The organism is Rhizobium sp. Root274 (assembly GCF_001429245.1).
In the GTDB taxonomy this organism is placed as follows: Bacteria; Pseudomonadota; Alphaproteobacteria; order Rhizobiales; family Rhizobiaceae; genus Allorhizobium.
Genome location: NZ_LMJE01000007.1, coordinates 283,100 through 308,089, shown reverse-complemented (window position 1 = coordinate 308,089; position 24,990 = coordinate 283,100). Strand labels below are relative to the sequence as shown.

Sequence of the window (24,990 nt, the reverse complement as noted above, 5' to 3'; positions counted from 1 at the left end):
CCAAGAGCCGGCGTCGTCGTTTCTGCCGCAGGATCTTCGTCCAAGTCTGGTGCCTTGGTGACTTTCTCCCGTCCGCGCCACAAAAATGCGTTAAATCATCATCACTGCGTTGCCCTCATGCCGCTTTTGCGGCTAGAAACGCCATCTGAAAGCGACGGCTCACGGGCGGCGCTGCAATCGGGATCTTTCGAATGAGTCATGTAGGGTCGGTCGTTGTGAAGAAAGCCGCGCGTGTTGCTGGTCTCTGCGTCTTGATGTCGGTCGCGGGCATTGTTGCCGGCTGCCAGTCGGACCCGGATATCGACATCACCAAGCTCGCAGCCGAGACCGATCCGCCGGAGGTGCTCTACAACCAGGGCCTCGCCAACATCAAGGCCGGCAATATGAGCGAGGCGGCGCGCAAGTTCGACGCGGTCGATGCACAGCATCCCTTCTCGGAATGGTCGCGCAAGTCGCTGGTGATGAGCACGTTCACCAAGTATCGCCTGGGCCGTTATGCGGAAGCGATTACGACCGGCAACCGCTACATGAACCTCTATCCGAAGTCCGAAGATGCGGCCTATGCCCAGTATCTCGTCGGCCTGTCTTACTGGAAGCAGATCTCCAGCGTCACGCAGGACCAGAAGAATTCGGTCAAGACGATCGAGGCGATGCAGCGCGTCGTCAACGATTTCCCGGATTCGGAATATGTCGACGACGCGCAGGCTAAGATCCGATTCGCCCGCGACCAGCTCGCCGGCAAGGAAATGCAGGTCGGTCGCTATTACCTCGAGCGCAAGGAATACCTGGCCTCCATCCAGCGTTTCCGCAATGTCGTCGAGCAATATCCGAACACCAACCAGATCGAAGAGGCGCTGGCGCGTCTCGTCGAGGCTTATTATGCCATGGGCGTCGTTCAGGAAGCGCAGACAGCGGCTGCCGTGCTCGGACACAACTACCCCGACAGCCAGTGGTATGCCGATTCCTACAAGCTGCTGCAGCAGGGCGGTCTGGAGCCGCGGGAGAATTCCGGTTCGTGGATCTCGCGCGCCGGGCGTCAGCTGCTGGGAACCTGAGCCGGTTCCTACACAAGTGAGATCGTGAGCCCATGCTGGTCCAGTTATCGATCCGCGATATCGTCCTGATCGAACGCCTGGATCTCGTCTTCGAAGCCGGCCTGTCCGTGCTGACGGGTGAAACGGGGGCGGGTAAGTCCATCCTGCTTGACAGTCTGTCTCTCGCCCTTGGCGGGCGGGGTGACGGCTCGCTTGTTCGTCACGGCGAGGACAAGGGGCAGGTGACGGCCGTTTTCGATGTTTCCGGCGGTCATGCGGCAAGAGCCCTTCTGAAGGGCAATGGCGTCGATGACGACGGCGATCTCATCTTCCGGCGGGTTCAATCCGCAGATGGCCGCACCCGCGCCTATATCAACGACCAGCCGGTCAGCGTTCAGCTGATGCGTCAGGTCGGTCAGCTGCTGGTCGAAATCCATGGCCAGCACGACGACCGGGCGCTGACGGATACCGATGCGCATCGCATGCTGCTCGATGCCTTTGCCGGCCTGACAGACGAAGTCGTGACCCTGGGTGAAAGCTATCGCCGCTGGCGCGAAGCCGAACGAAGCTTCAAGACGCACAAGGCCAAGGTCGAGGCTGCAGCTCGGGAAGCCGACTATCTCCGGTCCTCCGTCGAGGAACTGGAAACGCTCTCGCCGCAGGACGGGGAGGAGGACGATCTCGCCGAGCGCCGCTCGCGCATGCAGAAGTCCGAACGAATCGCTGGCGACATTTCCGAAGCGTCAGATTTTCTCAACGGCAATGCCTCGCCTGTGCCCCATATCGCCTCGCTGATGCGCAGGCTGGAGCGCAAGAGCCATGAGGCCCCCGGACTGCTGGAAGAGACCGTACAGCTCCTGGGATCCGCGTTGGACACGCTCTCGGCAGCGCAGATGGAAGTCGAGGCGGCGCTGCGGCGCACCGAGTTCGACCCGCGCGAGTTGGAGCGGGTGGAAGAGCGATTGTTTGCTCTTCGTGCGGCGGGCCGCAAATATGCGGTCGCTGTCGCAGATCTTCCGGCGCTCGCCGAAAAGATGGTGACGGATCTCGCCGATCTCGATGCGGGCGAGGAGCGGCTCGGCCAGCTCGAAGCGGCCGTTCGCGAAACACGGGCGCATTACGACCATCTTGCGGTTCAGCTTTCCGACAAGCGCCGTCATGCGGCGTCCGCGCTTGCAGAGGCTGTGATGGCCGAACTGCCGGCGCTCAAGCTCGAACGGGCGCGTTTCATGGTCGAGGTGTCCACGGATGCCGAAGCGGCTTCGGCCGAGGGCATCGACACCGTCGAATTCCACGTGCAGACCAATCCGGGTACGCGGCCGGGGCCGATCATGAAGGTCGCGTCCGGCGGCGAGCTGTCGCGCTTTCTGCTCGCACTCAAGGTTGCGCTTGCCGATCGCGGCTCTGCACCGACGCTGGTTTTCGACGAAATCGATACCGGTGTGGGTGGGGCGGTTGCCGATGCCATCGGTCAGCGACTGAAGCGGCTTTCCGACCGGGTGCAGGTATTGTCGGTCACGCATGCGCCGCAGGTGGCGGCACGCGCCTCGACGCATTTCCTGATCTCCAAGGGGCCGGCCGGAGAGGCGGGCGACAAGATCGCCACCCGGGTCGCCGTCATGGAGCCGGAGCATCGGCGCGAGGAAATCGCGCGCATGCTCGCCGGTGCGTCGGTGACCGAGGAAGCGCGTGCGGCGGCGGCCAAGCTCCTTGCCGGCGAGGCATGATCGAACCGATCGCCCGGTGTTTCGTTGCAGTTCTGAATAGTACCTGTTTCGCTGGACCTTCATGTTTGCCGTGATTGAGACCTATTGGGCAGAGACCCTCGCCGTGCTCTCCGTCGTGCTCGGCACGGTCGCGGCGATCCATGCGGCCATGACCAAGCGCGAGGTGCGCTCGGCGCTCGGCTGGGTCGGTGTGATCATTCTGTCACCGCTGGTCGGCGCGCTGATCTATGCAGTGGCGGGCGTCAATCGTATCCGACGGAAGTCGCTGATGTCGCGGCGGGCGCTGGCTCTGGACGAGATCTGGCGCAGCCTGTCGCAGTTTGCCATCAGCCGCGAGCAGGTGATCGCGACATTCGGGCCGCGTTACGGTCAGATGAAGCTGCTCGGAGACCGGGTGACCCGGCATCCGCTGTCTTCCGGCAACAGTATCGCCTTGCTTTCCACGGGCGAGGAGACCTTCGACGCCATGTGTGCAGCCATCGATGACGCGGCCTGCAGCGTGATCCTGGAAACCTATATCTTCGATCGCGATCCGGTCGGTCGGCGCGTGGCCGATTGCCTGATCGCGGCGCACCGTCGGGGAGTGAGTGTGCGCGTGCTGGTCGACGCGGTGGGTGCGCGTTACAGCGTGCCGAGCATCATCGGTTATCTGGAAGACGGCGGCGTGCCTGTCGCGAGCTTCAATGGGCAGGTCATCATGGGGCTGCGGCTGCCTTATGCGAACCTGCGCACGCACCGGAAGATCCTCGTCGTTGACGGCGCCGTCGCCTTTGTCGGGGGCATGAATATCCGGGCCGGCTTTACCGGACCCGAGGCGGCGCGGGATACGCATTTCCGCATCACCGGGCCGGTGGTGGCGGATATTCTTGCGGTTGCGGCCGAGGATTGGCATTTCGAGACGAAGGAGGTTCTGCTGTCGCCAGACTGGAGCATTCGGCTTGAGGGTGCGATGCCGGGCAAGGGTACCGCGCTGCGGGCCGTGGTTTCGGGGCCGGACGCGCATCTGGAGACCAATCAGCGGCTGCTGATGGGTGCCTTTTCCGTCGCTGAGCGCTCAATCCGCATCGTCTCGCCCTATTTTCTGCCCGATACGACTTTCCTTGCCGCCCTCAACACCGCGGCGCGGCGTGGGGTCCAGGTTGAGATCGTGGTGCCGGCGAAGAACAATCTTGCCATTGTCGCGCGGGCGATGATGGCGCAGTTCGACCAGGTCCTTCGGGAGGGATGCCGGGTCTACATGGCGGATGGACCCTTCGATCACTCCAAGCTTATGGTGGTCGACGAGCACTGGTGCTTCGTCGGCTCGTCCAATCTTGATTCGCGGTCGCTTCGGCTGAATTTCGAAATCGACCTTGAGGTCTACGATCTCCAACTGGCCGCCCAGATCGGCCGGCGCATCGACACGACATTGGTGACGGCCCAGGAACTCACGAGCGATATGCTGAAGGCGCGTCCATTCTGGTTGCGGCTGATCGATCGTTTATTCTGGCTGGGATCGCCCTATCTCTGATGAAGGGCCGCTTTCGGGCGGCTGCGTGAGACTTCAAGCCTTGCGTCTGACGACGCGCAACCGACGAGGTTCCATGAAGACGAGCAGACCGAGCCTGGCGCGTACAATGATGACCACCTTGCGCAACCGGGGCCAGCGTCCGGAGGGTGCTGCCACGGGCCAATCCGGCGACGGGGTGATGACGGTTGCCTCCTACAATGTGCACAAATGTGTCGGCACCGACGGGCGTTTCGATCCCGGGCGGATCATTGATGTCATCCGGGAAATGCGGCCGGATGTGATTGCGCTTCAGGAAGCCGACCAACGTTTCGGGGAAAGATCAGGCCTGCTCGATCTCAACCGGTTGCGGCTGGAGACTGGCTTGCTGCCGGTTCCGGTCATGGCGGGTGCCAAGTCGCATGGGTGGTGTGGCAATGTGCTTCTGTTTCGCGAGGGGATTGTCGAAGACGTGCATCAGGTGTCGTTGCCCGGGCTCGAGCCACGCGGCGCGCTGGTGGCGGAGATCGAATTGCAAGGGCGGGAAGGGCGATCGGGCCTGAGGGTGATTGCGGCCCATCTCGGCCTGATGCGCTGGGCCAGGCGCCAGCAGGCGGATTTCATTCTCGACATCCTGCAGTCCCGCAGCGAGCGCCCGACGCTGCTGATGGGGGACTTCAACGAGTGGCGTCTCGGGCCAGGGTCGGCACTCACCCGGTTGGAGCCGGTGTTCGGCCCGCTACCACCGCCGATCCCGAGCTTCCCGGCTCGGTTGCCCGTCCTGTCCCTCGACCGTATCCTGGCCAATCGCACGGGGCTGATTACCGATATCACCGTGCATGATACGCCGCTTGCGCGGATGGCGTCGGATCATCTGCCGCTGACCGCACGGGTGGATCTGAAGAGCCTGAAGGATTGAGGAGAGAGCTGTCGAGACGGCTTTTCATTCCGGGAATTTCGATTAAGACCGTCGGGAAACGCATTCGGAGAACGGCATGAGCACGGATTTGGGCACGGATTTGGGCGCGGGCGTAGTTGCAGTCGAGGACCTGACGGAAGACCAGGCCAAAGCCGAGTTGCAGCGGCTTTCGGCCGAGATCGCTCATCACGACGCGCTCTATCACGGCAAGGATCAGCCCGAGATATCCGACGCGGATTATGATGCGCTGAAGCGGCGCAATGACGCGATCGAGGCGCAGTTTCCGCAGCTTGTCAGAACCGACAGCCCGTCGCAGCGCGTGGGGGCGGCACCCGCCGGCATCTTCGCCCAGGTAGTGCATGCCCGGCCGATGCTCTCGCTCGACAACGCCTTTTCCGACGAGGATGTGCAGGATTTCGTCGGCTCGGTCTATCGTTTCCTCGGGCAGATTCCGGATGGCTCCATTGCCTTTACCGCTGAGCCGAAGATCGATGGTCTGTCGATGTCTCTCCGCTACGAGAACCGCAAGCTGGTGACGGCTGCAACGCGTGGCGATGGTACGACCGGGGAAAACGTCACTGCCAATATCCGGACGATCAAGGAGATCCCGGAAGAGCTTCCTGCAGACGCACCCGACGTGGTCGAGGTGCGGGGCGAAGTCTATATGGCGAAGTCAGACTTCCTCGCGCTCAATGCGCAGATGGAGGCGGAGGGCAAGCAGGCTTACGTGAACCCGCGCAACACGGCATCCGGTTCACTGCGCCAGCTCGATGCGAAGGTGACGGCGAGCCGCAAGCTACGCTTCTTTGCCTATGCCTGGGGCGAAATGAGCACGATGCCGGCCGAGACGCAGTCGGGCATGGTCGAGGTGTTTCAGCGCTGGGGCTTTCCCGTCAATCCGCTGACGCGGCGTCTGACCTCGGTCGAGGAGATTATCGGTCATTATCGCGAGATTGGCCTCAAGCGCGCCGACCTCGACTACGACATCGACGGTGTCGTCTACAAGGTCGACCGCCTCGACCTGCAGGCAAGGCTCGGTTTCCGCTCGCGTTCCCCGCGCTGGGCAACCGCGCACAAATTCCCGGCCGAACAGGCTTTTACGACGGTCGAGGCAATCGACATCCAGGTTGGGCGCACCGGTGCCTTGACGCCGGTTGCCCGACTGACACCCGTGACCGTCGGTGGGGTGGTCGTGACCAATGCGACGTTGCACAACGCCGACTACATCGAAGGCATCGGCAATGCCGGCCAGCGTATTCGCGAGGAAGGGCATGACATCCGGATCGGGGACACGGTGATCGTGCAGCGCGCCGGCGACGTCATTCCGCAGGTGCTGGACGTCGTCATGGAAAAGCGACCGGCGGAAACGTCGAGATACGTCTTTCCGACGCAATGCCCGGTTTGCGGCAGCCATGCCGTGCGGGAGAAGAACGAGAAGACCGGCAAACTCGATTCCGTCACCCGATGCACCGGTGGCTTCGTGTGCCGGGCGCAGGCGGTGGAACACATCAAGCATTTCGTATCGCGCAACGCGTTCGACATCGAGGGGCTGGGCACCAAGCAGGTCGATTTCTTTTTCGAAAGCGATGACCCGGCCCTGATGATCCGGACCGCGCCTGATATCTTCACGCTGAAGGAGCGACAGGAAAAATCGCTGACGAAGCTGGAAAATATTGAAGGCTTCGGCCGTGTCAGCGTTCGAAAGCTTTTCGAAGCGATCGATGCCCGACGGGAGATTGCGCTCCATCGCTTCATCTTCGCGCTCGGCATCCGCCATGTCGGCGAGACGACTGCCAAACTACTGGCCCGTTCCTATGGCTCATACAGCGCCTTTGCCGAAGGCATGGAGGCGGCCGCGCTGAAATTCGGTGATGCCTGGAACGAGTTGAATGCGATCGAAGGCATCGGTGAAGTGGTAGCCGCCTCGATCGTCGAGTTCTTCAAGGAACCGCGCAATCTGGAGGTGGTTCAGCGCCTTCTGGCTGAAGTGCGGCCGCTCGATGCGGAGGCGCCGGTTGCCAGTGACAGTCCAGTTGCGGGCAAGACCGTCGTCTTTACCGGCTCGCTCGAACGCTTTACCCGCGACGAAGCCAAGGCACGCGCGGAGGGGCTTGGCGCCAAGGTCGCTGGCTCGGTTTCGAAAAAGACGGATTACGTGGTCGCTGGTCCCGGTGCCGGTTCCAAGCTCGATAAAGCCCGAGAACTGGGTGTGGCCGTGATGACCGAAGACGAGTGGCTGGCGCTGATCGGGGGATGATCGCTCACGCAGCGGTAAAGGTCGCGTCGGCGTGGTCGAGGATGGCGCCGTAGATCGGCTGGTCGGAGGGAAGCCCCCGGGCTGCTTCGCGTTCGTGATAGAGGCGGTTTCGGCCGGCGCTTTTGGCGAGATAGAGGGCGTGGTCGGCGGCTGCGTAGACGGCCGAGAAGTCGCGGGTCGGCTTGAAGTCGGCAATGCCGCCGGAGACGGTGACCGAGATCGTCTGCTGCATGCTGTCGATCGGACGGGCGGCGACGGCGCGGCGCAGCTTTTCGGCGGTCTGCATCATCTCGCCGTGGTCGAGATCACAAAACAGCACGGCAAATTCCTCGCCCCCGACGCGGGCTGCGAGATGCGGCTCCTTGATGTGTTCGCGTAGCGTGTGCGCGACCGCGACGATGACATCATCCCCCGCCAGGTGACCGTAGCGATCGTTGATCTGCTTGAAGCGGTCGATATCGAGGATGAGCAGATGCCCGTGCTCCACTTTCGCAATGTCCCCGATGAAGGCGCGACGGTTCAGGAGGCCCGAGAGCATGTCGTGACGGCTCTGGTGCTGGAATTCGCGCCGCGTGCGGGCGAGATGAATGACAGCATAACCCATATACATGGAGGAGAGCATGGTCAGGCTGTAGGCGACGATGATGGAGATGCCGCAACCGATGATCAGGTCGTGGATCAGCGGATTGCGGAGGATGCCAAGCGACCAGAGAACGATCAGCAGGCCGGCGACCATGAGGCAGGCGATGATCGAGGTGCGGATGGAGAGCCGTGTGCCGAACCGGACGACCGGCGCCCAGTTGTCGAATTCCGTCAAGCCGATGTCTCGGATGACCCAGGATTCAATCTGTTGCTTTAGCATCGGATTCTGCCCAGTTTTCTAAAAGTGTTCGCGTCTCAAATGAATTGATGCCGAGAGAAGTCTGCCGACGTTCGAGAGCGATATTCGAATGCAGTGTCTGTCAGCGGGCGAAGCTTTATTCTACCATACTGTCGCTGTCTGTGCAGGAATGCACCTCAGGCGTGTAGTATTTCTAACCCTTCAAAAATTAAGTTTCCGTGAAGCTGTAACTTAAGATTGCGTTGTTGCCAATTTCGGTCTGTTACCTTTATGGCTCTGTAAACCCGACAGCGCGGATCTTCAGGGTGAGCCGTGAAGGGTCGTTTTCGAAGATGACTGCACCGCGTGCGGTAGAACCCGCAGCGACATAGTCGAAGGTCACTTCCGCTTCCTCGACCAGACGGGACTGTTCCGAGAGTTGCGCGCGGACCTCAACGCCCGCCGCCGCGAGTGTCGCCCTGTTGCGCAGCTCAAAGACGACCTGGAAGCCGGTTGCGACCTTTTCCGTCGAGACGACCCGCGCGACCAGTTCTGGCTGGCGATCGTCCGTCGTCCAGATGTCCAACGCGAGCCAGCCGATGACACCGCAGATGGCGGCGAGCGAGACGAGGCCGGTGAGCCATTCGATCCAGTGGGGCCGTAGTTGTTCGATGTTTTTGGGTTGGGAACTCATCACGGGGACCTCACAATATCAGCCGGGCGGCGGCCGCTCCGACGGCGGCGGGAAAAGCCAGGACGATCACGACCAGCAGGGCTTCGACAGCGGCCATTCCGTCGAGCCGCTCGAAGGTCCAGAGCGCATAAAGGCTGACGGCGAGGGCAACCACGTAGCCGGGCAGGGTAAAGCGGATGAAGGCGTGCCAGCGCGGCTCGTCCTCTTGGAGAGAATGGCTTCCGCGGAAGGCAAGCGCATAGACGAAACCGTGCATCAGCAGGATGGAAATCACGGCGAGCGCCAGGGCATGCCAGGGCGTCATCTTGTAGGCGAGCAGGATCATCTCTTCGGTCGGGGCGAGATTAAGGGAGAGAAACAGCGCGCCAACGGCCATCATGAACAGTTCGATGGCGTAACTCGTGCCAGGCTTTTCCTCCCGCTCGTCCTCGGTGTCGCCATCCTCGTCGTCGTCATCGGACATGCTGAGCTGGCTGCGGCCGAGCATGGCGCCGATGCTGGCGGGCACGGCCTGGACCGCGACCATGCCGATCCACTGGTCCGGTGGCATGTCGATGGTGATGACGCCTAGCAGGACGAGGATAGCGGCGCTCGCAATAATGCCCATGCCATAGGCGACGACCGCGTCTCGGGCGGATTGAGTCCAGGTGGTGGTGTGTTCGAAGCCGATGCGGTGAGAGAGCACCAGCAACAGCGGCATGTTGAGGATCAGGAGGAGGAGGAGCCGTTCCCGCGACATGTAAAAGCCGAGGAACCACATCTCCATCGTCATCAGCATCGGAATGGAAAAGAGCAGCGCGCCGGCAAAGCCGCGGGCGATGCCCCTCAGGAAAGCGTCGACGTCCGTCCGTGTCGTCTGCCGTGTCTCTGTCGAAGCCATTGTTCCACCTTGTCCTGCCCGGCGACAATGCGGGAGGGAAAGATGTTGTTCCATCAGAGACTGGCTAAACTATGCCGGCTGCCGAGGTCAGCGGCGAAGCAGATGATGGCCGGCTCTGGGGCCGGCCTTCTGAGCGTCCGGCCACCCGGCCGAGTTATCGGTCAACCCTTGGGCTTGAAGGACTTCTTCTTCGCGCCGCCCGGGGCGCCACGATCGTCGAACTTGCCCTTGGGCTTGCCGGCGTAAGCGGGCTTGTCACCCTTCGGTTTGCCAGCCCAATCGGGCTTGGCCGACTTGTCCCAGGCGTTGGAGGCGCCCTTCGGCTTCTTGAAGGCCGGCTTGGCCGGTGCGTCGCCCCAGACTTCAGCATCCGTTACCGCCATGGCGTCGCGCGGTGCGCGGGCAGGAGCTTCATCATTGCGGGCGTAAGGCTTTTTATCGCCATAGGCTGGCTTGTCGCCATAAGCCTTCTTGTCCCCGTAGGCTTTCTTCTCACCGTAGGGCTTCTTATCACCATAAGCCTTTTTCTCGCCGTAAGGCTTCTTGTCGGCATAGGGCTGGCGCTCGCCTTCCTCGCGCGGCGGGCGGGCGGGGCGTTCCTTCGGGGCGGCGTTGAAATTCGGCATGCCCGGCAGGCGCTGCACGGTGATGCCGCGCTCCAGGGCCGCGTTCGGGCCAAGCGCTGCAACGAAGGTGTCGAGGCCGCTTTCGGAGATCTCGATAAAGGTCTCCTCCTGCTGCATCTTGATCGCGCCGATTTCGTTCTTGGTGATGTTGCCGTTGCGGCAAAGCATTGGGATCAGCCAGCGCGGCTCGGCGTTCTGGCGACGACCGACCGACACCGAGAACCAGACGCTCGGGCCGAACTCGCTGCGCGGCTTGGTGGCGGCGCTGGACGGGTTGGCGTAATCCGGCTCGCGCTGCTTGCGTACGGCTTCGGGATTGACCGGAATTAGATCTTCCGGGGCAGATCGATTGCCCCGCTGCAGGCGCAGGAAGGCGGCGGCGACCTGTTCGGCGCCGTGGGTTGAAAGCAGTGTCGCGACCATGGCGCTTTCGTCTTCGCCGATCGGCTGGGTGAGCGACGGATCTGCCATCAGGCGCTCGTCGTCGCGGGCCATGACTTCGTCGGCCGAGGGCGGAAGTGCCCAGGTCGGCCGAACATTGGCACCACCGAGCAGGCGCTCGGCCTTGCGGCGAGCGCTGTTCGGCACGATGAGGGCTGAGACGCCCTTGTTGCCGGCGCGGCCGGTCCGGCCAGAGCGGTGCAACAGCGTTTCCGAATTGGTCGGAAGATCCGCGTGGATGACGAGTTCGAGGCCCGGGAGGTCGATGCCGCGGGCGGCGACGTCGGTTGCGATGCAGACGCGGGCGCGGCCGTCGCGCATGGCCTGCAGCGCATGGGTCCGTTCGTTCTGCGAGAGCTCGCCGGAGAGGGCCACAACCGAGAAGCCGCGATTGTGCAGGCGGGCGGTGAGGTGATTGACGGCGGCACGGGTCGAGCAGAAGACGATCGCATTTCTGGCTTCATAGAAGCGCAGAACATTGATGATGGCGTTTTCGCGGTCGGGGTTGGCGACCATCAACGCGCGATATTCGATGTCGACGTGCTGCTTCTGCTCGGACACCGTTTCGATGCGGCGGGCGTCGCGCTGATAGCTCTTGGCGAGATCGGCGATGGAGCGCGGCACCGTGGCCGAGAACATCATGGTGCGGCGATCATCCGGCGATTCTTCGAGGATGAATTCGAGGTCTTCGCGGAAGCCGAGGTCGAGCATCTCGTCGGCCTCGTCGAGAACGACGACCTTCAGCTCAGACAGATCCAGCGCGCGCCGGGTGATATGGTCACGCAGACGGCCCGGCGTGCCTACGATGATATGAGCACCGCGTTCCAGCGCACGGCGCTCGTTGCGAATGTCCATGCCGCCGACGCAGGAGCCGATGATGGCATCGGTCTCGGCATAGAGCCATTCCAGTTCGCGCTGGACCTGCATGGCCAATTCACGGGTCGGGGCAATCGCGAGGGCCAGCGGCTTTCCGGCGCGGCCGAAGCGTGCTTCGCCTTCCAGAAGGGTCGGAGCCATGGCGAGACCGAAGGCCACCGTCTTGCCCGACCCGGTCTGGGCGGACACGAGGGCGTCACGGCCCAGCAGCTCGGGGTCGATCATGGCTTCCTGAACCGGGGTCAGGGTTTCATAGCCACGCTTGCGCAAGGCCTCGGCAATCGCCGGGACGATGGCGTCAAAATTCGTCATGCATTTGTCTTTCGAAAGTGATGGATGGTGCGGGCACAGGCACCGCGCCCGCCGAGTGCGGGTATGTTGGCGCCGTTCCTACCCGGAACCTCCGCAAAAGTACAGGGGGCCGGGGTGAAAAGGCGGGACATGGTGAAGGCGCCGGCGCAATCACGCCAGACGCCGATTTCATCTCACTCACCGCAGGCGTGCCATCGCGAAGGCATCGACATAAGCGCCGGACCGGAAGGCGTAGGACCGGTAGACGCCTTCCGTTTCGAATCCGAAGGACTGGTAGAGGCCGATTGCGGCCTTGTTGTCGCAGAAGACGGCAAGCTCAAGGCGGCGCAGGTCGAGCCAATCATCGGCGATCGCGACGATCTCGCCGAGCAGAGCGCGGCCGATGCCGCGGCGCTGGTAGGCGTCGTGAACGCCCATTCCGACCGTGGCCGCATGAGCGCGGCGTCCGGTCGCCCTGACGAGGCCGATATCTCCGACGATTATCTCGTCCATCACGGCGACAAGAGAGATGGCTTCGCCGCGTGGCTGCTCAAGGGTTTTTCGGACGTCTTCCGCTGGCTGGTAGGGCAGCCGCAGGGTGCCGGCACGGTAGCCAGGCAGATTGTGGAAGTCGGCGATCTGCTGAGCGTCTGCCGGCGTGGAGGGGCGGATGACGAGGCCTTCCGGCCAGGACGAGGCGGACGAAACAGGGGCAGGCTTGGTCAACTGTTGCATGGGCTCTCATTTCGATCGAGGGAGAGAGCCGGTTTGTCCTGCAACCCCGGCTGTCTCGCAGGGTTGCCGGGGAATGACTTGCGACCGATCAGGCCATCGAGACACGCCCAGCGCCCTGGAACAGGACGACGGTGAGCATGGTCATGAGAAGGGCCGAGGGTGCAAACGTCATAGGCAAAAGGTGCTGGCAGAATGTCTGCCTGTCAAGGGTGGTGGTCGGAGCGGTTGCTCGAATCTTCTCCTCGGTCTATGCCCATTGCATGTTCACCATAACACCTTTCGCCGAGCGTGCGATCGCCATCGATTTCGAAACTGCCACGGAGGCACGCGCAAGCGCCTGCTCTATCGGCCTCGCCTTTATCGAGAACGGCGTGGTGGTGCGGGTCGAGGAGCGGCTGATCCGGCCCCCGGGCAACAGATTTTCGCCGTTCAACACCGCCATACACGGCATCAGGCCCGAACACGTCGCCTACGCGCCGGAATTTCCCGATGTGATCTCGGAGTTCCTGGGGGATTTCGAAGGCGCAATACTGGTCGCTCACAACGCCGCGTTCGACTTTTCGGTGATCCGCGCCAGTCTTGATCTCTATGGAATGGCCTATCCGGAATTTTCCTATCTGTGCAGCGTCAAGCTCGCCCAGCGTCACTGGCCGGACCTCGGTTCGCACCGGTTGAATGTGCTGGCGGCGCATCTGGGGCTCTCGTTTCAGCACCACAATGCTGCGGAAGACGCGCGAATCTGTGCAGAGGCCTGTCTGGCGATGGCAGCGGAAGCGGGGGCGACGGGTCTCATTGATCTCGCGAGCCGTCTCGCGCTCAATCCTGGCCGGATCCATCGCGGTGGTTATGACGCCTGTTCCTTTGCCCGGAAGCCGAAGCGGACGGCTGTCGCCTTGCAAGGCTGATGCGGCGGCTTATCTAGAGGTCATCGATCACAAAGGAGTGAGGCCATGTCTCGTCGACTGTTCATCATCGCTGCCCTTGCCGCCGGCATCGCGGCCCCCGCTCTCGCGGAAGTCGTCGGAAAGGTCGGTGTCGACTGGGTCGGCAATGACATCGTCGTCGAGGCCGTCACCGATCCTGAGGTGAAGGGCGTCACCTGCCACGTGACCTATTTCGACCGTTCGATCATCGACCGTCTGAGCAAGGGCAACTGGTTTGAGGATCCGTCGAACAATTCCATCGCCTGCCGCCAGACGGGGCCGATCGAGATCGGCAAGATCGATCTGTCGGAAGAGGGCGAGGAGGTGTTTCGCGAGGGGCGTTCGATCATCTGGAAGTCTCTTGTCGTCAACCGGATCTACGACAAGTCGAATGATACGCTGATCTATCTGGCGCATTCACGCCAGGTGGTGGAGGGCTCGGCCAAGATGTCGATCTCCACGGTGCCCTTGTTCAACCAGAACGTCATCTGGGCTGACGGCAAGCCGAAGTGATCCGAGCTTTTCGGCCCTAGGAAGTTTTATGATGTGCTTCAATAGAAAACGCCCTGGGACCATAGGTTCCAGGGCGTTGTTTATTGGTCTACAGACGGTGGATTACTTGAGGTAAACCGTCTTTCCGCCGTTCGCAGCGGTCTCCACGAGAACCACATTCTCGAGCTGGACGTTCTGAGCCGTCAGTGCGGCAGTCAGACCAGGGTCCTTCTGGAGCTCAGCCTGGGCTTCCGCCATGGCCGTTTCGCTCTTGGAAAGCCGCTGGATCTTGGTGAACTTCTCGCGGGTGCTTTCGTCATTGAGACTGGTCATCAAAACGACGGTGACGTCGTCACTCATTGTCGAGGCCGTCGTCGCCGTGGTGTCGACCATCGGATCCGTGGTCTGAGCCAGTGCGGCGCCCGAGGCGGACGCGATGGTCATGGCACCGGCGAGAGCGAGCTTTACAGCAGAATTCATGGTGTTTCTCCTTGTTTTCTTTGTAGAAACTTCCCTTCGTCGGAAGCTTAGGGGAAACGTGCCGGCCCGCGAGCAGTTCCATCAAACAAACCACTGCTTGCGATAACTAAAGTGTGAGCACCAGACACAGCTAAAGAGGCGATCGGCTATGGGCCAATCGCGTTGCGAGCTTTTAGGGGCCGCGCGGCGACGCCACGCTTGTCTCGGGAAGAGCAGTCGGCTCAGGCGGCCTGAGCCAGTTCGTCGGCGATCACGGTGTCGAGGTTGAGGAAGCAGACCATCGACTTCTCGAGGGCAACGATCCCGCGGCAGAAGGCGCGCTGGGCTTCCGGAATGATTTCCGGTGCCGGCTGCAGGTCTTCCGAGCGGATGGTCATCATGTCGGAGACCTGCTCGACCAGAAGCCCCACCAGCTTGCCGGCGATATCGGTCACGATGATGGCGGCGCGTTCCGACGGTTCGGTCATTTTCATGCCCAGACGGCAGGCCATGTCGATGACCGGAATAACGGCGCCGCGCAGGTTGATCAGACCGAGCACGTAAGGCGGCGTGTGCGGCATCGGGGTCACCGGCGCCCAGCCGCGGATTTCCCGGATCGCCATGATGTCGATGCAGAATTCCTGATCGCCGAGATGGAAGGATACGATTTCGAGATACGCACCCGACTGTTTGATAGCATTGCTCATCTTAGAACTCTTCCCAGTGTTCTTTTGCAGCGGCACCGCTCGCGGATGCCGAGGCCGTTCGGTTGAATGTCCCGGCTACCTTTTTGATCAGGGCACGCGCGGGAGAGGGTCTTGCGGGAGCAGCGGCGGCGGCCGGCTCCGAAGCATGTGCATGAGCAGTGTGGTCCAAGTTCATCTTGAACTGGCCGACCAGGCGCGACAGGTTTTCTGCGTCGCTGGCCAGGGTATGGGATGCCGCGTTGGTCTGCTCCACCATCGCCGCATTCTGTTGCGTGACCTGGTCCATCTGTCCGACGGCCGAATTAATCTCGCTCAGTCCAACTGATTGTTCACGCGCGCTGGTAACGATTGCCTTAACGTGCTCATTAATTCGTAAAACATCTTCGCCAATCCGGTGGAGGGCCTCCCCGGTTGCCGTCACGAGATCGACGCCGCTGCGCACCTCCTCGCTGGAGCGGGAGACAAGCGTCTTGATGTTACGCGCCGCTTCGGCGGCACGACCGGCCAGCGCACGGACTTCCTGAGCAACGACCGCGAAGCCCTTGCCGGCATCACCGGCACGGGCAGCCTCGACGCCGGCATTGAGGGCCAAAAGGTTGGTCTGGAAGGCGATTTCATCGATCACATTGATGATCTTGCCGATTTCGCCGGTGGCATCCTCGATCCGGTTCATTGCCGCCATGGCATCGTTGACCACCGCGCCGGACTTCTCCGCGTAGTCCTTGGCGTTGTCGACCATATGGCTTGCTTCCTCGGCGCGTTCGGTCGAGGTTTTGACGGTCTGGGTAATTTCGGACAGCGCAGCCGAGGTTTCTTCCAGCGATGCTGCCTGCTGTTCGGTTCGGCGGGCGAGGTCGTCCGCCGCGCTGCGCATCTGCTGGCTGTTGGCGTGGATCGAACTGCTGTTGCTGGCAATCTCCGTCATGACCGTCTTGAGGTTGGTCGCGACCTCGTTGAAATCGTGCCGCAGCCGTTCGAGGTCGGCCGGGAAGGTCACGGTGATCTCGGCCGAGAGGTCTCCTTCGGACAGGTTTTTCAAACCTTTGCCGAGTGCGTCCACGGCGAGCTTCAGGGCGCGCGTATCGGCTTCGGCAGTCGACATGCGACGCTCGCGTTCGGCTTCGTCCTGAAGGCGCTGGCTGCGTGTGCTTTCCTCGAGGTCCTCCTTTTCGATAGCAGCGAGGCGGAAGACATCCGCCGACTTGGCCATGTTGCCGATTTCGTCACCGCGTTCCGTGCCTTCGATCGTTGCGTTGTAATCGCCGTCGACAATGCGCTGCATGCTGCGGGCAACGGCGCGGATACCGTTGGCGATGGAGTTGCCGTGGATGAATTGCAAAGCGAGCACGGTGAGGAAAGCGAGAGAGCCGAGAACGAGTTGGACATGCAAGGCTTCGGTACTGCGGCTCGTTGCCTCGGCGACGCGCTCTTCGACAATATTGCCGCCGAGCGCCGAGATATTGTTGAGCGTGCTGCCAAGGCGTTCGCCGGCGCCATCAATTGCGTCGTCGATGGCGGCGTATTTGTCATCCGATGCACCCGTTTCGACCATGTTTTTCAGATCGATCTTGATCGCCTGGGTGACGACCTGCAGGTCCTTGTCATAGGTCGCGACCTCGCCGGCAGCGCCAGCTTCGGCGGCAATGTCTTTCAGTGTCGCACTTCCTTCGGCAAGGATTGCGGTCGCCGAATTGATGATCTCAAGGCGCTCCGGCTGGATGCTGCCTTCGCCCCGATCGATGATCGTGTCCATGGCCGCCAGAACGAGCCTGGCATTAGCCAGCCGCATTTCGTTGACCTTCTCGACCTCGTCCTTGACTGTGATCGCACGATCCAGTGAGAGATTGAGCTGCGCGTTCTGGTACCAGCCGACCGCCAGCATCGAGCCGATGCCGAGCACGGCGGCGGCTCCCAAGGTCATCAGACGTTGCCTGACCGACAGGTTCTTACCCGTAATGTAATTCAACAAGCTGTGTCTCCCCAGGCTCCCAGCGGCCTATGATGCGCGCTGTGTCGATGTCATGCGAAGCCAGGCAGGACCTGTTGGACAGTCATGTCCCGCGTGGTGTCTCCACCACGACGCGGGCTGAGATTCGCATATTATAGTTAAACGTACGCTAATTTAACTCAACCTTGAGAGCCGATAGGGTCGCCTGTCATGAGCCGGTTGAAATGGCGCGGCGATAAAGATGCCAGGTCGCGTGGCCTGCGACCGGAAGGACCACGAGCAGGCCCGCGAAAGCCGGCAGGAGAGCGAGAAAGGCCGCCACCGCAATGACAAAGCCGAAGGTGAGCATCGGTAGCGGGTTCTCCATGACGGTTCGCATGCTCGTCAGCATGGCGGTGACGAAATCGGGGTCGTGATCCAGGAGAAGGGGCATCGAGATGACAGTTGCGGTAAAAAGGATGGTCGCCAGCACTGCACCCACCAGTGTTCCGATGGCGAGGAATGTCAGGCCCTCGGGGGTGTAGAGTACGAGATCGACAAAGGCATTCAGCGTGGCTGGAATGCGGAATCCGAGGAGAAGTGCCATCAGCAGGCGAACCTGGTAGATCCAGATCCAGAAGATGAAAAGCACTACGAACGCCATCCACGACAGTTGACGCTCGCGCTGGCGGCAGACCTCGGTGAGAACAGCTTTCCACCCGATCGGCTCACCGGCCTGATGACGCCGGCTGATTTCATAGAGGCCGACCGCTACGAAAGGGCCGACCAGCGGGAAGCCGATGGCAACCGGGATGATCATCCAAGGCAGATGGTAATAGGCCAGCATGACCGCGATGAAGAGCCCGCCGAGCGCGTAGATGGCTCCAAAGAACAGTCCATAGAAAGGGTAGCTGCGGAAATCACGCCATCCGTCGGCAAACGAGGCGACGACATCCTCCAGCGTCAGCCGATTGATCCGGAATTTCGGCAATGAGCCGTCTCTGACGATATGCTGGTCCATCTGTCCCTCCCAAGACGTCGGTCGCTCCATCAATCTGGCAGCAAAATCTGATTCCATTCCTTGATATCCGTCAAGTTGGCCTGTGGGGAGGTGATTGGGCGTGTCTTCCGGCTCGCAATGCGTTATGATTTAAGGATGATGTACTCGCAACACCGGCCTCGTTTTCTTCCCCTGGCTGCCCTTGGGCTTGCCGCGGTGCTGATGGCGTTCGTCATTTTCCTCGGCTGGATGCGTTTTGGAGGCGAGATCTTTCTCGATCTTGTTGACTCGGGCCTCGCCTATTGTTTCTGATGTCCCCAAGGCATGCTGTGCCGTGACAAATCCGCGCTGTGCAGTCTGTTGCGCCGAGTTGAATTGCTTTTCCGCGGCCTTAGGCCTATCCGGCTCAGCAACTCTTTTTTGATGCCGAGGATTGCCCTTCATGAAAGCCGTTCGTATCGTCTTGTGGACTGCCGTCATCATCATGGCCGGTGCGCTCGGCTGGTTGACCTACAGTGTCACGCAGTCAAACGACAAGATCGCCGAGGCACCGTTTGGCGTGCCGTTCCAGCTTGTGGATCAGAATGGCAAGCCGATCAGCGAGCAGGCGTTTCGCGGCAAGCCGACGGCGCTGTTCTTCGGCTTTACCCATTGCCCAGAGGTTTGCCCGACAACGTTGTTCGAACTCGACGGTTGGCTGAAGAAGGTCGATCCGGAGGCCAAGGGCCTGCAGGCCTATTTCGTCACGGTTGATCCGGAACGCGACACGCCGGAGATATTGGGCCAGTATATCTCCAACGTCACCGATCGCGTTAAAGGTATCGCCGGCGATCCTGCAAAGGTTGCCGAGGTCATCAAGGGGTTCCGTGTCTATGCCAAAAAGGTGCCGCTCGACGAGAGCAAGCCGGATGGCGACTACACCATGGACCACACGGCATCCGTCTTCCTGCTGGACGCCCAAGGACGCTTCAAGGGTACGATCGCTTACGGCGAAAATCCTGATACGGCCGTGAAGAAGCTCGAATACCTGATGAAGGGCTGATAGGCGCTTCACCTGCGGCGGTTGCCTTGGCGGCCATTGCGTTGTACCGCAACGCCTGACCTTCAGACGTCCGAGGAAGTACAGCCGTGAGCGAGATCCGCCTTTTTGTCAGCACGACCGAAGTCAATGCCAATCGCGTCCTCGATCTGCTGGGCTTCGAATTCGGCGAAGAGGATTTCGCCATCGCGACCACAGAGGTCGACGAGAAGGCGGATATCTGGGAAGCCTCGATCTATCTGATGATGGAAGACGAGGATGCGGTTCGCGCACGCTTCGAAACCGCCATCGCTGAAGAGTTTGCCGACCTTGCGATCGAAAGGGAGGTCATTCCCGATATCGACTGGATCGCCAAGTCGCTCGAAGGTTTGACCCCTGTCAGGGCGGGGCGTTTCTTGGTGCATGGCTCGCATGACCGAGACAAGGTTCAGCCGCATGACATCGCCATCGAAATCGATGCCGGCCAAGCCTTCGGTACCGGCCATCATGGCACGACGGCGGGCTGCCTGGAGGTGATTGAAACGGTGGTGCGGTCGCGCAAGGTGCGCAATGCACTCGATCTTGGCACCGGGAGCGGTGTGCTTGCCATCGCGGTGCGCAAGCTGCGGCAAATCCCGGTGCTGGCCACAGACATCGATCCCATTGCCGTCCGTGTCGCGCGTGACAATGCGCGGCGCAACCAGGTGGTCGATGCGATCGATTTTCGCACCGCTCCGGGCTTTCACTCGACGGCCTTTCGGGAATACGGACCCTTTGATCTCATCATTGCCAATATCCTGGCGCGTCCGTTGATCAAGATGGCACCGCAACTGGTGACACATCTGGCGCCCAACGGCTCAGTGATCCTGTCGGGTATTCTGGCGAGCCAGCGTTGGAAGGTGATTGCCGCCTATAGCAGCCAGGGTCTGTCGCATGTGCGTACCATCTGGCGCAATGGCTGGGTGACGATCCACTTTACGCAAGGGAAGGGCTGACTCCTAGAGTCAGGTACGTCCTTCTATCCTACATGAAAAAGGCGGCCCGCAAGGAGCCGCCTTTTTGGCATCGGCATCGTGCCGCGCCTTGGTCCGCGAGCGTGGGAGGAGCGCTCGAGCGGATGCTATCGTAAAATTTCAGATGATCGAACGCTGCGACGGACGGCGACGCAGTTCATCCCGGGTCAGGCCCATGGCCTTCAGCGATGCGTCGTCGAGAGAGAGCAGGGCGCCCGTGGCGTAGAGATCGGCCCGGCGCTGGCGGGCTTCCACGAGATTGTCGAGGGCGGTGCGCAGGAAGGACTTAGCCATTTCTCGGTTCCTTTCGGTTCGACGCGGTCGGCGCGTCGTCATGGGGTGAATATAGGCAAGGATGGTTCCTTGAGGCAGGGGACTTGTGGCACGGGAGCCCTGCAATTGCTGCATAGCAACATGAGGATGGCCTTAAATTTAGGCATAACGGATGGATGGGGGTGCAACTGCCTTCTTCGGCATCCCCGGAAGTTGAATTCTGGCGGATGGGCAGGGCGGGTCGGGCTTGCTATAAGGCCGGACAAGAATCCCGTCCATCAGCCGCAGGCATCTCATGTTCCAGTCCTTCGACGTCAAATCCACCCCGCAGCACGGCAAGGCTCGGATCGAGGCCCTGCGCGGGCTTTTCGCCGAAAACAAAATCGACGGTCTGCTCGTGCCGCGCTCGGATGAGTATCTGGGCGAATATGTCCCAGCCTCTGCCGAACGCCTGGCTTGGGCGACAGGGTTTACCGGTTCTGCAGGCCAGTTGCTGGTGACCGTCAGTCAAGCCGTTGTCTTCGTCGATGGCCGCTATGTGACGCAGCTTGCCCAGCAGGTGGATCCCGCCGTGTTCACCCCGGGGGATCTGGTGGGCGAGCCGCCGCACAAGTGGGTTACAAAGCATGCTGCCAAGGGTTTCCGCCTCGGCATCGATCCCTGGATGCATACGGGCGCCGAAGTGCGCAGGCTTGAACAGGCGCTGGCGGAAATCGGCGGAGCGCTGGTGCTCCTGCCGTTCAATCCGGTCGATCGGCTGTGGAGCGACCGTCCGGCTGAGCCTTTGGGAAAGGTGGCCATTCAGGCCGAAAACCAGGCCGGCGTTCCGGCGAAAGACAAGATCGCCCGCATCGCTGCTGATCTGACCGAGCGGGGGCTCGCCGCCGTCTTCATCACCGATCCGTCTTCCGTCGCCTGGATCTTCAACATTCGCGGCAATGACGTTCCGCACACGCCGCACCCGCTGTCGCGCGCCTTCATCAAGGCGGATGGCACGGCCGAACTGTTCCTCGATGCGCGCAAGACCAATCTTGAGGTGGAGACCTATCTGCGGGACCTTTGCGAGCAGGTCGATCCGAAGCTGCTTGCCGAGCGGCTTGAGCGGCTTTGCGCCGGCGGCGCGCGCATCCTCGTCGATCCGGATCTCGCGCCGCATGTGCTCGGCCATCTGATCCGCCATTTCGGCGGCGAAGTGGTGGAAGGTAACGATCCCGCCAAACTCGGGCGGGCGGTGAAGAACATGGTCGAGCTCAACGGCTCCGCTGCCGCGCATCTGCAGGACGGCGTTGCCATGGTCGAGTTCCTCTCCTGGTTCGACGAACAACCGCCTGGAAGCCTGACGGAGATTGCCGCAGCGCAAGCACTCGAAGCGACACGCGCGCGGGTCGGCGAGCGCATGCAGAACCCGCTCAAGGATATTTCCTTCGAGACGATCTCCGGTGCCGGCGAACATGCCGCCATCATGCATTACCGGGTCACGACGGAGAGCGATCGGCCGATCCATTTGGGCGAGATGTTCCTGATCGATTCGGGCGCGCAATATGTGAACGGGACGACCGACATCACCCGGACGCTCGCCGTCGGCACGGTGCCCGACGAGCAGCGGCGCTTCTTCACGCTGGCGCTGAAGGGCATGATCGCGATCAGTATGGCGCGCTTTCCGAAGGGGACGCGCGGCTGCGATCTCGATCCGCTGGCGCGCATCGCATTGTGGAAGGCCGGCGCGGATTTTGCTCATGGCACCGGCCATGGCGTCGGCTCTTATCTTTCGGTGCATGAAGGGCCGCAGCGGATTTCGCGCATGTCGACGCAGGAGCTCCTGCCCGGCATGATCCTGTCGAACGAGCCTGGCTATTACCGCCCCGGCAGTTTCGGCATTCGCATCGAGAATTTGATCTACGTGCGCGAAGCGGAGGCGATCGAAGGCGGCGACCAGCCGATGCTCGGTTTCGAGACGCTCACCTTCGTTCCGATCGATCGCCGGCTGATCGTCGAGGACCTGTTGACGCGGGAAGAATTGTGCTGGCTGGACGATTATCACCAGAAGACGCGTGACGAGCTGATGCCGCTGATCTCCGATCCGGCGCCGCGCAAGTGGCTGGAGAAGGCGACGGCGCCGTTCTGGCGCTGAGGTCAGACGAGGATCTGGCGCAGCACCATGACGACAACCCATCCCGCGATCAGCATCGGGATGGCCGAGAAGCGCAGGCCGACCAGCAGGGCGGCCGCCATGGCGATCTTGATGTCGATGCTGCCGGCGAAGAAGGCGGGTGCTACGAGGGTCGTCAGCACCGCCGCCGGCACGGCGTTCAAGGCGGCCTCCAGACGTGGCGGCATGGTCTTCAGGCGCTTGACTAGGATATAGCCACCGACCCGCGTGAGAAAAGTGGCGACGGCGGCGGCGAAGATCAGGACCACCATATAGGGCGTGAACAGCGTGCTCATGGCGCCTGCTCCCCGGTCGTGGTTTCCGTTTTCGGTGGCAGGAGGGCGGCGAGTGCCACGCCGGCGATGGCGCCGATGCTGATGTGCCAGGGGGCACCGACCAGGTGTTGGGCGAGGACGGAAACCACGCCGCTTACGATGACGATCAGCAGAAAGTTGCTGCGCCGGCGAAAGCCGAGCACCAGTCCCATGAAATAGATCGGTAGCAGCACGTCGATTCCCCAGACCGCGGGATCGCCGATGATTTTGCCGAGCATGCCGCCGATCGCCGACATCGCGACCCAGGGGAAATAGATTACGGCGCCGAAACCCAGATACCAGCGGTAGGTGACGGTGTGGCCGGTTTCTCCGCGCGCCAGCGTTTCCGCAAATTGCGGATCGGTGAGCAGGAAGAAGCTCAGAAGTTTCTGGGGCAGGGTAAAATGGTCGATCAACGGGGTCAGCGCTGCCGAATAGAGGATGTGGCGGAAATTGACCGCCAGGATCGACAGAACGACGATCCACAGCGGCACGTGCTGGCCGAAGAGTTCGATGCCGACCAACTGGCTTGCGCCTGCATAGACAACCGCGCTCATGAGGGTCGCTTCCGCCACGGTCTGGCCATTGGCGACCGCGACGGCGCCGAAGAGGATGGCGAAGGGGCCGGCGGAAATGATCACCGGCACGGCTTTGAATGCGCCTTCGGCAAATTCGGAACGGGGGGCGGGAACGCGACGGGACATTCAGTTCTCTCGGCTTTGGGCCTTGGCTAGCCTGTTGGCTCTCGCCGTGCAAACCAATAGGATTGATGGAACGACCATCTCCATTGATGCTTGGCTCCGATAACGGTGATCAAGCGCACAGACGGCGGCAAGGGGAGCACAATATTGACCAGCGATAAACTTCCCAAAGAGGCGCGTGATCACATTGCGATGGAGCTGAAGGCGTATCTCAGCGAGGAGTTCGATCTGGAGATCGGCCGCTTCGAGGCGGAGGGACTGCTGAACGCTGTGCTGCGTCTTGCAGGCCCTTATCTCTACAATGCCGGGCTTCGCGACGCTCAGGCCTTGCTGATGCGGCATGTCGATGACGTGAACGATGGCATCGACCAGCTGGAGCGCAGACCTGAGGCGTGATGGCTATTTTTTTGGCCGAACCTGGAAGGTGTGTTCGGGGCCGGGGAAGGTGCGGGCCTTTACCTCTTCGGCATAATCGGCAACCGCCTTGTCGATGACATTGGCGAGTTCGGCGAAATGCTTGACGAAGCGCGGTTTGAACTCGTTGAACAGGCCGAGCATGTCGTCGGAAACGAGGATCTGGCCATCGCAGGCTGGCGATGCGCCAATGCCAATCGTTGCGGATTTGACTGTGGTGGTGATCTCGCGGGCGAGGGGCTCGACCGTTCCTTCGATCACCATGGCAAAGGCGCCAGCTTCATCGATGGCTTTTGCGTCGCGGCGGATCTTGTCCTGTTCGGCTTCGCTGTGACCCTTGGAGCGGTAACCGCCAGAGGTGTTCACCTGCTGGGGCATCAGACCAATGTGGCCGAAGACGGGAACTCCGCGCGATACCAGAAAGTCGACTGTTTCGGCCATCTCCGCGCCACCTTCGAGCTTCACGCCGTCGCAGCCGGTTTCCTTCATCAGGCGTACGGCGTTGCGGAAAGCCTGTTCCTTGCTCTCCTGATAGGAGCCGAAGGGTAGGTCGACGATGACGCAGGCGCGCTTGGTGCCGCGCATGACGGCCTGACCGTGGGCGATCATCATCTCCATGGTGACGGCGACGGTGGTGTCCAGTCCGTAGAGCACCATGCCGAGGCTGTCGCCAACCAGCAGCAGGTCGCAATGGTTATCCATGATCCGGGCGACAGGTGTCGTGTAAGCGGTGAGCGAAACGATCGGCCTCACACCCTTGAGGGCGCCGATATCGGCCGGGGTCAAGCGCTTCTGGCGGGGTGGTGTGCTCATA

The 24,990-nt window shown here is 61.6% G+C and carries 25 protein-coding genes; 11 read left to right on the top strand and 14 right to left on the bottom strand.

Going from position 1 to position 24,990, the window contains the following annotated elements:
* The first annotated feature begins 191 nt into the window (after nucleotides 1-191).
* From ASE36_RS10435 to ligA, 5 genes are all read left to right on the top strand, one after another.
* Nucleotides 192-1,055 (top strand): outer membrane protein assembly factor BamD, encoded by an 864-nt coding sequence (locus ASE36_RS10435; protein WP_062278987.1) that lies wholly within the window; start codon nucleotides 192-194, stop codon nucleotides 1,053-1,055.
* Between the two features lie 32 nt (nucleotides 1,056-1,087).
* The gene (gene recN, locus ASE36_RS10430; RefSeq protein WP_062278985.1) at nucleotides 1,088-2,761 is read left to right on the top strand and encodes a DNA repair protein RecN; all 1,674 of its coding nucleotides are present in this window, start codon (nucleotides 1,088-1,090) and stop codon (nucleotides 2,759-2,761) included.
* 61 nt (nucleotides 2,762-2,822) lie between these two features.
* Entirely contained in the window at nucleotides 2,823-4,271 is a 1,449-nt protein-coding gene (gene cls / locus ASE36_RS10425; RefSeq protein WP_062278983.1) for a cardiolipin synthase, read from the top strand.
* A 73-nt stretch (nucleotides 4,272-4,344) separates the two neighbouring features.
* Nucleotides 4,345-5,166 (top strand): endonuclease/exonuclease/phosphatase family protein, encoded by an 822-nt coding sequence (locus tag ASE36_RS10420; protein WP_062278980.1) that lies wholly within the window; start codon nucleotides 4,345-4,347, stop codon nucleotides 5,164-5,166.
* A gap of 76 nt (nucleotides 5,167-5,242) precedes the next feature.
* Entirely contained in the window at nucleotides 5,243-7,423 is a 2,181-nt protein-coding gene (gene ligA, locus ASE36_RS10415; protein WP_062278979.1) for an NAD-dependent DNA ligase LigA, read from the top strand.
* Nucleotides 7,424-7,427: 4 nt separating this feature from the next.
* Here ligA and ASE36_RS10410 read toward each other — a convergent pair whose 3' ends face one another.
* The 5 genes from ASE36_RS10410 to ASE36_RS10390 form a co-directional block, all read right to left on the bottom strand.
* Nucleotides 7,428-8,285 carry a GGDEF domain-containing protein gene (locus ASE36_RS10410; protein WP_062278977.1) on the bottom strand — a complete coding sequence of 286 codons (858 nt, stop codon included), beginning with the start codon at nucleotides 8,283-8,285 and terminating at the stop codon, nucleotides 7,428-7,430.
* Nucleotides 8,286-8,532: 247 nt separating this feature from the next.
* Entirely contained in the window at nucleotides 8,533-8,937 is a 405-nt protein-coding gene (locus tag ASE36_RS10405) for a TIGR02588 family protein (RefSeq protein WP_062278974.1), read from the bottom strand.
* A 10-nt stretch (nucleotides 8,938-8,947) separates the two neighbouring features.
* Nucleotides 8,948-9,817: a TIGR02587 family membrane protein gene (locus ASE36_RS10400; protein WP_062278972.1), complete on the bottom strand. Its 870-nt coding sequence runs from the start codon at nucleotides 9,815-9,817 to the stop codon at nucleotides 8,948-8,950.
* A 161-nt stretch (nucleotides 9,818-9,978) separates the two neighbouring features.
* Nucleotides 9,979-12,072, bottom strand: a complete 2,094-nt coding sequence (locus ASE36_RS10395; protein ID WP_062278969.1) for a DEAD/DEAH box helicase — start codon at nucleotides 12,070-12,072, stop codon at nucleotides 9,979-9,981.
* 177 nt (nucleotides 12,073-12,249) lie between these two features.
* Nucleotides 12,250-12,786, bottom strand: a complete 537-nt coding sequence (locus ASE36_RS10390; RefSeq protein WP_062278968.1) for a GNAT family N-acetyltransferase — start codon at nucleotides 12,784-12,786, stop codon at nucleotides 12,250-12,252.
* A 260-nt stretch (nucleotides 12,787-13,046) separates the two neighbouring features.
* Here ASE36_RS10390 and ASE36_RS10385 point away from each other — a divergent pair, with 260 nt between their 5' ends.
* Nucleotides 13,047-13,691, top strand: coding sequence for a 3'-5' exonuclease (locus tag ASE36_RS10385; RefSeq protein ID WP_062278967.1), 645 nt, complete (start codon nucleotides 13,047-13,049; stop codon nucleotides 13,689-13,691).
* 45 nt (nucleotides 13,692-13,736) lie between these two features.
* Nucleotides 13,737-14,222, top strand: coding sequence for a CreA family protein (locus ASE36_RS10380; protein WP_062278965.1), 486 nt, complete (start codon nucleotides 13,737-13,739; stop codon nucleotides 14,220-14,222).
* A gap of 102 nt (nucleotides 14,223-14,324) precedes the next feature.
* Here ASE36_RS10380 and ASE36_RS10375 read toward each other — a convergent pair whose 3' ends face one another.
* The 5 genes from ASE36_RS10375 to ASE36_RS22580 form a co-directional block, all read right to left on the bottom strand.
* Nucleotides 14,325-14,681 carry a hypothetical protein gene (locus ASE36_RS10375; RefSeq protein ID WP_062278963.1) on the bottom strand — a complete coding sequence of 119 codons (357 nt, stop codon included), beginning with the start codon at nucleotides 14,679-14,681 and terminating at the stop codon, nucleotides 14,325-14,327.
* 221 nt (nucleotides 14,682-14,902) lie between these two features.
* Nucleotides 14,903-15,367, bottom strand: coding sequence for a chemotaxis protein CheW (locus tag ASE36_RS10370; protein ID WP_062278961.1), 465 nt, complete (start codon nucleotides 15,365-15,367; stop codon nucleotides 14,903-14,905).
* 1 nt (nucleotide 15,368) lies between these two features.
* On the bottom strand, nucleotides 15,369-17,336 hold the full coding sequence (locus ASE36_RS10365) for a methyl-accepting chemotaxis protein (protein ID WP_244474720.1): 1,968 nt from the start codon (nucleotides 17,334-17,336) through the stop codon (nucleotides 15,369-15,371).
* A 187-nt stretch (nucleotides 17,337-17,523) separates the two neighbouring features.
* A complete protein-coding gene (locus ASE36_RS10360) occupies nucleotides 17,524-18,315 on the bottom strand; it encodes a DUF2189 domain-containing protein (RefSeq protein WP_062278956.1) in 792 nt (263 codons plus the stop codon).
* 129 nt (nucleotides 18,316-18,444) lie between these two features.
* Nucleotides 18,445-18,738 carry a hypothetical protein gene (locus ASE36_RS22580; RefSeq protein ID WP_156378630.1) on the bottom strand — a complete coding sequence of 98 codons (294 nt, stop codon included), beginning with the start codon at nucleotides 18,736-18,738 and terminating at the stop codon, nucleotides 18,445-18,447.
* Between ASE36_RS22580 and ASE36_RS10355 the strand changes: the two genes are divergently transcribed.
* On the top strand, nucleotides 18,737-19,336 hold the full coding sequence (locus ASE36_RS10355) for an SCO family protein (RefSeq protein WP_062278951.1): 600 nt from the start codon (nucleotides 18,737-18,739) through the stop codon (nucleotides 19,334-19,336). The two genes, ASE36_RS22580 and ASE36_RS10355, sit on opposite strands and share 2 nt — an antisense overlap.
* Nucleotides 19,337-19,422: 86 nt before the next feature.
* Complete coding sequence (locus ASE36_RS10350; RefSeq protein ID WP_062278949.1) at nucleotides 19,423-20,307, top strand: 50S ribosomal protein L11 methyltransferase; 885 nt, start codon at nucleotides 19,423-19,425, stop codon at nucleotides 20,305-20,307.
* Nucleotides 20,308-20,445: 138 nt separating this feature from the next.
* Here ASE36_RS10350 and ASE36_RS22860 read toward each other — a convergent pair whose 3' ends face one another.
* Nucleotides 20,446-20,619 carry a hypothetical protein gene (locus ASE36_RS22860; RefSeq protein WP_062278946.1) on the bottom strand — a complete coding sequence of 58 codons (174 nt, stop codon included), beginning with the start codon at nucleotides 20,617-20,619 and terminating at the stop codon, nucleotides 20,446-20,448.
* Nucleotides 20,620-20,893: 274 nt separating this feature from the next.
* Here ASE36_RS22860 and ASE36_RS10340 point away from each other — a divergent pair, with 274 nt between their 5' ends.
* Complete coding sequence (locus ASE36_RS10340) at nucleotides 20,894-22,729, top strand: aminopeptidase P family protein (RefSeq protein ID WP_062278944.1); 1,836 nt, start codon at nucleotides 20,894-20,896, stop codon at nucleotides 22,727-22,729.
* A gap of 2 nt (nucleotides 22,730-22,731) precedes the next feature.
* Here ASE36_RS10340 and ASE36_RS10335 read toward each other — a convergent pair whose 3' ends face one another.
* Together ASE36_RS10335 and ASE36_RS10330 are read right to left on the bottom strand one after the other, a co-directional pair.
* A complete protein-coding gene (locus tag ASE36_RS10335; protein ID WP_062278942.1) occupies nucleotides 22,732-23,043 on the bottom strand; it encodes an AzlD family protein in 312 nt (103 codons plus the stop codon).
* Nucleotides 23,040-23,765 carry an AzlC family ABC transporter permease gene (locus ASE36_RS10330; RefSeq protein ID WP_062278940.1) on the bottom strand — a complete coding sequence of 242 codons (726 nt, stop codon included), beginning with the start codon at nucleotides 23,763-23,765 and terminating at the stop codon, nucleotides 23,040-23,042. The genes ASE36_RS10335 and ASE36_RS10330 overlap by 4 nt, the downstream gene beginning before the upstream one ends.
* Nucleotides 23,766-23,909: 144 nt before the next feature.
* Between ASE36_RS10330 and ASE36_RS10325 the strand changes: the two genes are divergently transcribed.
* Nucleotides 23,910-24,158 carry a DUF2164 domain-containing protein gene (locus tag ASE36_RS10325; protein ID WP_244474719.1) on the top strand — a complete coding sequence of 83 codons (249 nt, stop codon included), beginning with the start codon at nucleotides 23,910-23,912 and terminating at the stop codon, nucleotides 24,156-24,158.
* A gap of 3 nt (nucleotides 24,159-24,161) precedes the next feature.
* Here the strand turns inward: ASE36_RS10325 and panB are convergent, their stop codons facing one another.
* Complete coding sequence (gene panB, locus ASE36_RS10320; RefSeq protein ID WP_062278935.1) at nucleotides 24,162-24,989, bottom strand: 3-methyl-2-oxobutanoate hydroxymethyltransferase; 828 nt, start codon at nucleotides 24,987-24,989, stop codon at nucleotides 24,162-24,164.
* Between the last annotated feature and the right edge of the window lies 1 nt (nucleotide 24,990).

What these genes read in the sequence shown, in the direction of transcription:
- ASE36_RS10435 (WP_062278987.1), top strand. Translation starts at nt 192, where the DNA reads ATGAGTCATGTAGGGTCGGTCGTTGTGAAGAAAGCCGCGCGTGTTGCT.
- recN (WP_062278985.1), top strand. Translation starts at nt 1,088, where the DNA reads ATGCTGGTCCAGTTATCGATCCGCGATATCGTCCTGATCGAACGCCTG.
- cls (WP_062278983.1), top strand. Translation starts at nt 2,823, where the DNA reads ATGTTTGCCGTGATTGAGACCTATTGGGCAGAGACCCTCGCCGTGCTC.
- ASE36_RS10420 (WP_062278980.1), top strand. Translation starts at nt 4,345, where the DNA reads ATGAAGACGAGCAGACCGAGCCTGGCGCGTACAATGATGACCACCTTG.
- ligA (WP_062278979.1), top strand. Translation starts at nt 5,243, where the DNA reads ATGAGCACGGATTTGGGCACGGATTTGGGCGCGGGCGTAGTTGCAGTC.
- ASE36_RS10410 (WP_062278977.1), bottom strand. Translation starts at nt 8,285, where the DNA reads ATGCTAAAGCAACAGATTGAATCCTGGGTCATCCGAGACATCGGCTTG.
- ASE36_RS10405 (WP_062278974.1), bottom strand. Translation starts at nt 8,937, where the DNA reads ATGAGTTCCCAACCCAAAAACATCGAACAACTACGGCCCCACTGGATC.
- ASE36_RS10400 (WP_062278972.1), bottom strand. Translation starts at nt 9,817, where the DNA reads ATGGCTTCGACAGAGACACGGCAGACGACACGGACGGACGTCGACGCT.
- ASE36_RS10395 (WP_062278969.1), bottom strand. Translation starts at nt 12,072, where the DNA reads ATGACGAATTTTGACGCCATCGTCCCGGCGATTGCCGAGGCCTTGCGC.
- ASE36_RS10390 (WP_062278968.1), bottom strand. Translation starts at nt 12,786, where the DNA reads ATGCAACAGTTGACCAAGCCTGCCCCTGTTTCGTCCGCCTCGTCCTGG.
- ASE36_RS10385 (WP_062278967.1), top strand. Translation starts at nt 13,047, where the DNA reads ATGTTCACCATAACACCTTTCGCCGAGCGTGCGATCGCCATCGATTTC.
- ASE36_RS10380 (WP_062278965.1), top strand. Translation starts at nt 13,737, where the DNA reads ATGTCTCGTCGACTGTTCATCATCGCTGCCCTTGCCGCCGGCATCGCG.
- ASE36_RS10375 (WP_062278963.1), bottom strand. Translation starts at nt 14,681, where the DNA reads ATGAATTCTGCTGTAAAGCTCGCTCTCGCCGGTGCCATGACCATCGCG.
- ASE36_RS10370 (WP_062278961.1), bottom strand. Translation starts at nt 15,367, where the DNA reads ATGAGCAATGCTATCAAACAGTCGGGTGCGTATCTCGAAATCGTATCC.
- ASE36_RS10360 (WP_062278956.1), bottom strand. Translation starts at nt 18,315, where the DNA reads ATGGACCAGCATATCGTCAGAGACGGCTCATTGCCGAAATTCCGGATC.
- ASE36_RS10355 (WP_062278951.1), top strand. Translation starts at nt 18,737, where the DNA reads ATGAAAGCCGTTCGTATCGTCTTGTGGACTGCCGTCATCATCATGGCC.
- ASE36_RS22580 (WP_156378630.1), bottom strand. Translation starts at nt 18,738, where the DNA reads ATGAAGGGCAATCCTCGGCATCAAAAAAGAGTTGCTGAGCCGGATAGG.
- ASE36_RS22860 (WP_062278946.1), bottom strand. Translation starts at nt 20,619, where the DNA reads ATGGCTAAGTCCTTCCTGCGCACCGCCCTCGACAATCTCGTGGAAGCC.
- ASE36_RS10340 (WP_062278944.1), top strand. Translation starts at nt 20,894, where the DNA reads ATGTTCCAGTCCTTCGACGTCAAATCCACCCCGCAGCACGGCAAGGCT.
- ASE36_RS10335 (WP_062278942.1), bottom strand. Translation starts at nt 23,043, where the DNA reads ATGAGCACGCTGTTCACGCCCTATATGGTGGTCCTGATCTTCGCCGCC.
- ASE36_RS10330 (WP_062278940.1), bottom strand. Translation starts at nt 23,765, where the DNA reads ATGTCCCGTCGCGTTCCCGCCCCCCGTTCCGAATTTGCCGAAGGCGCA.
- panB (WP_062278935.1), bottom strand. Translation starts at nt 24,989, where the DNA reads ATGAGCACACCACCCCGCCAGAAGCGCTTGACCCCGGCCGATATCGGC.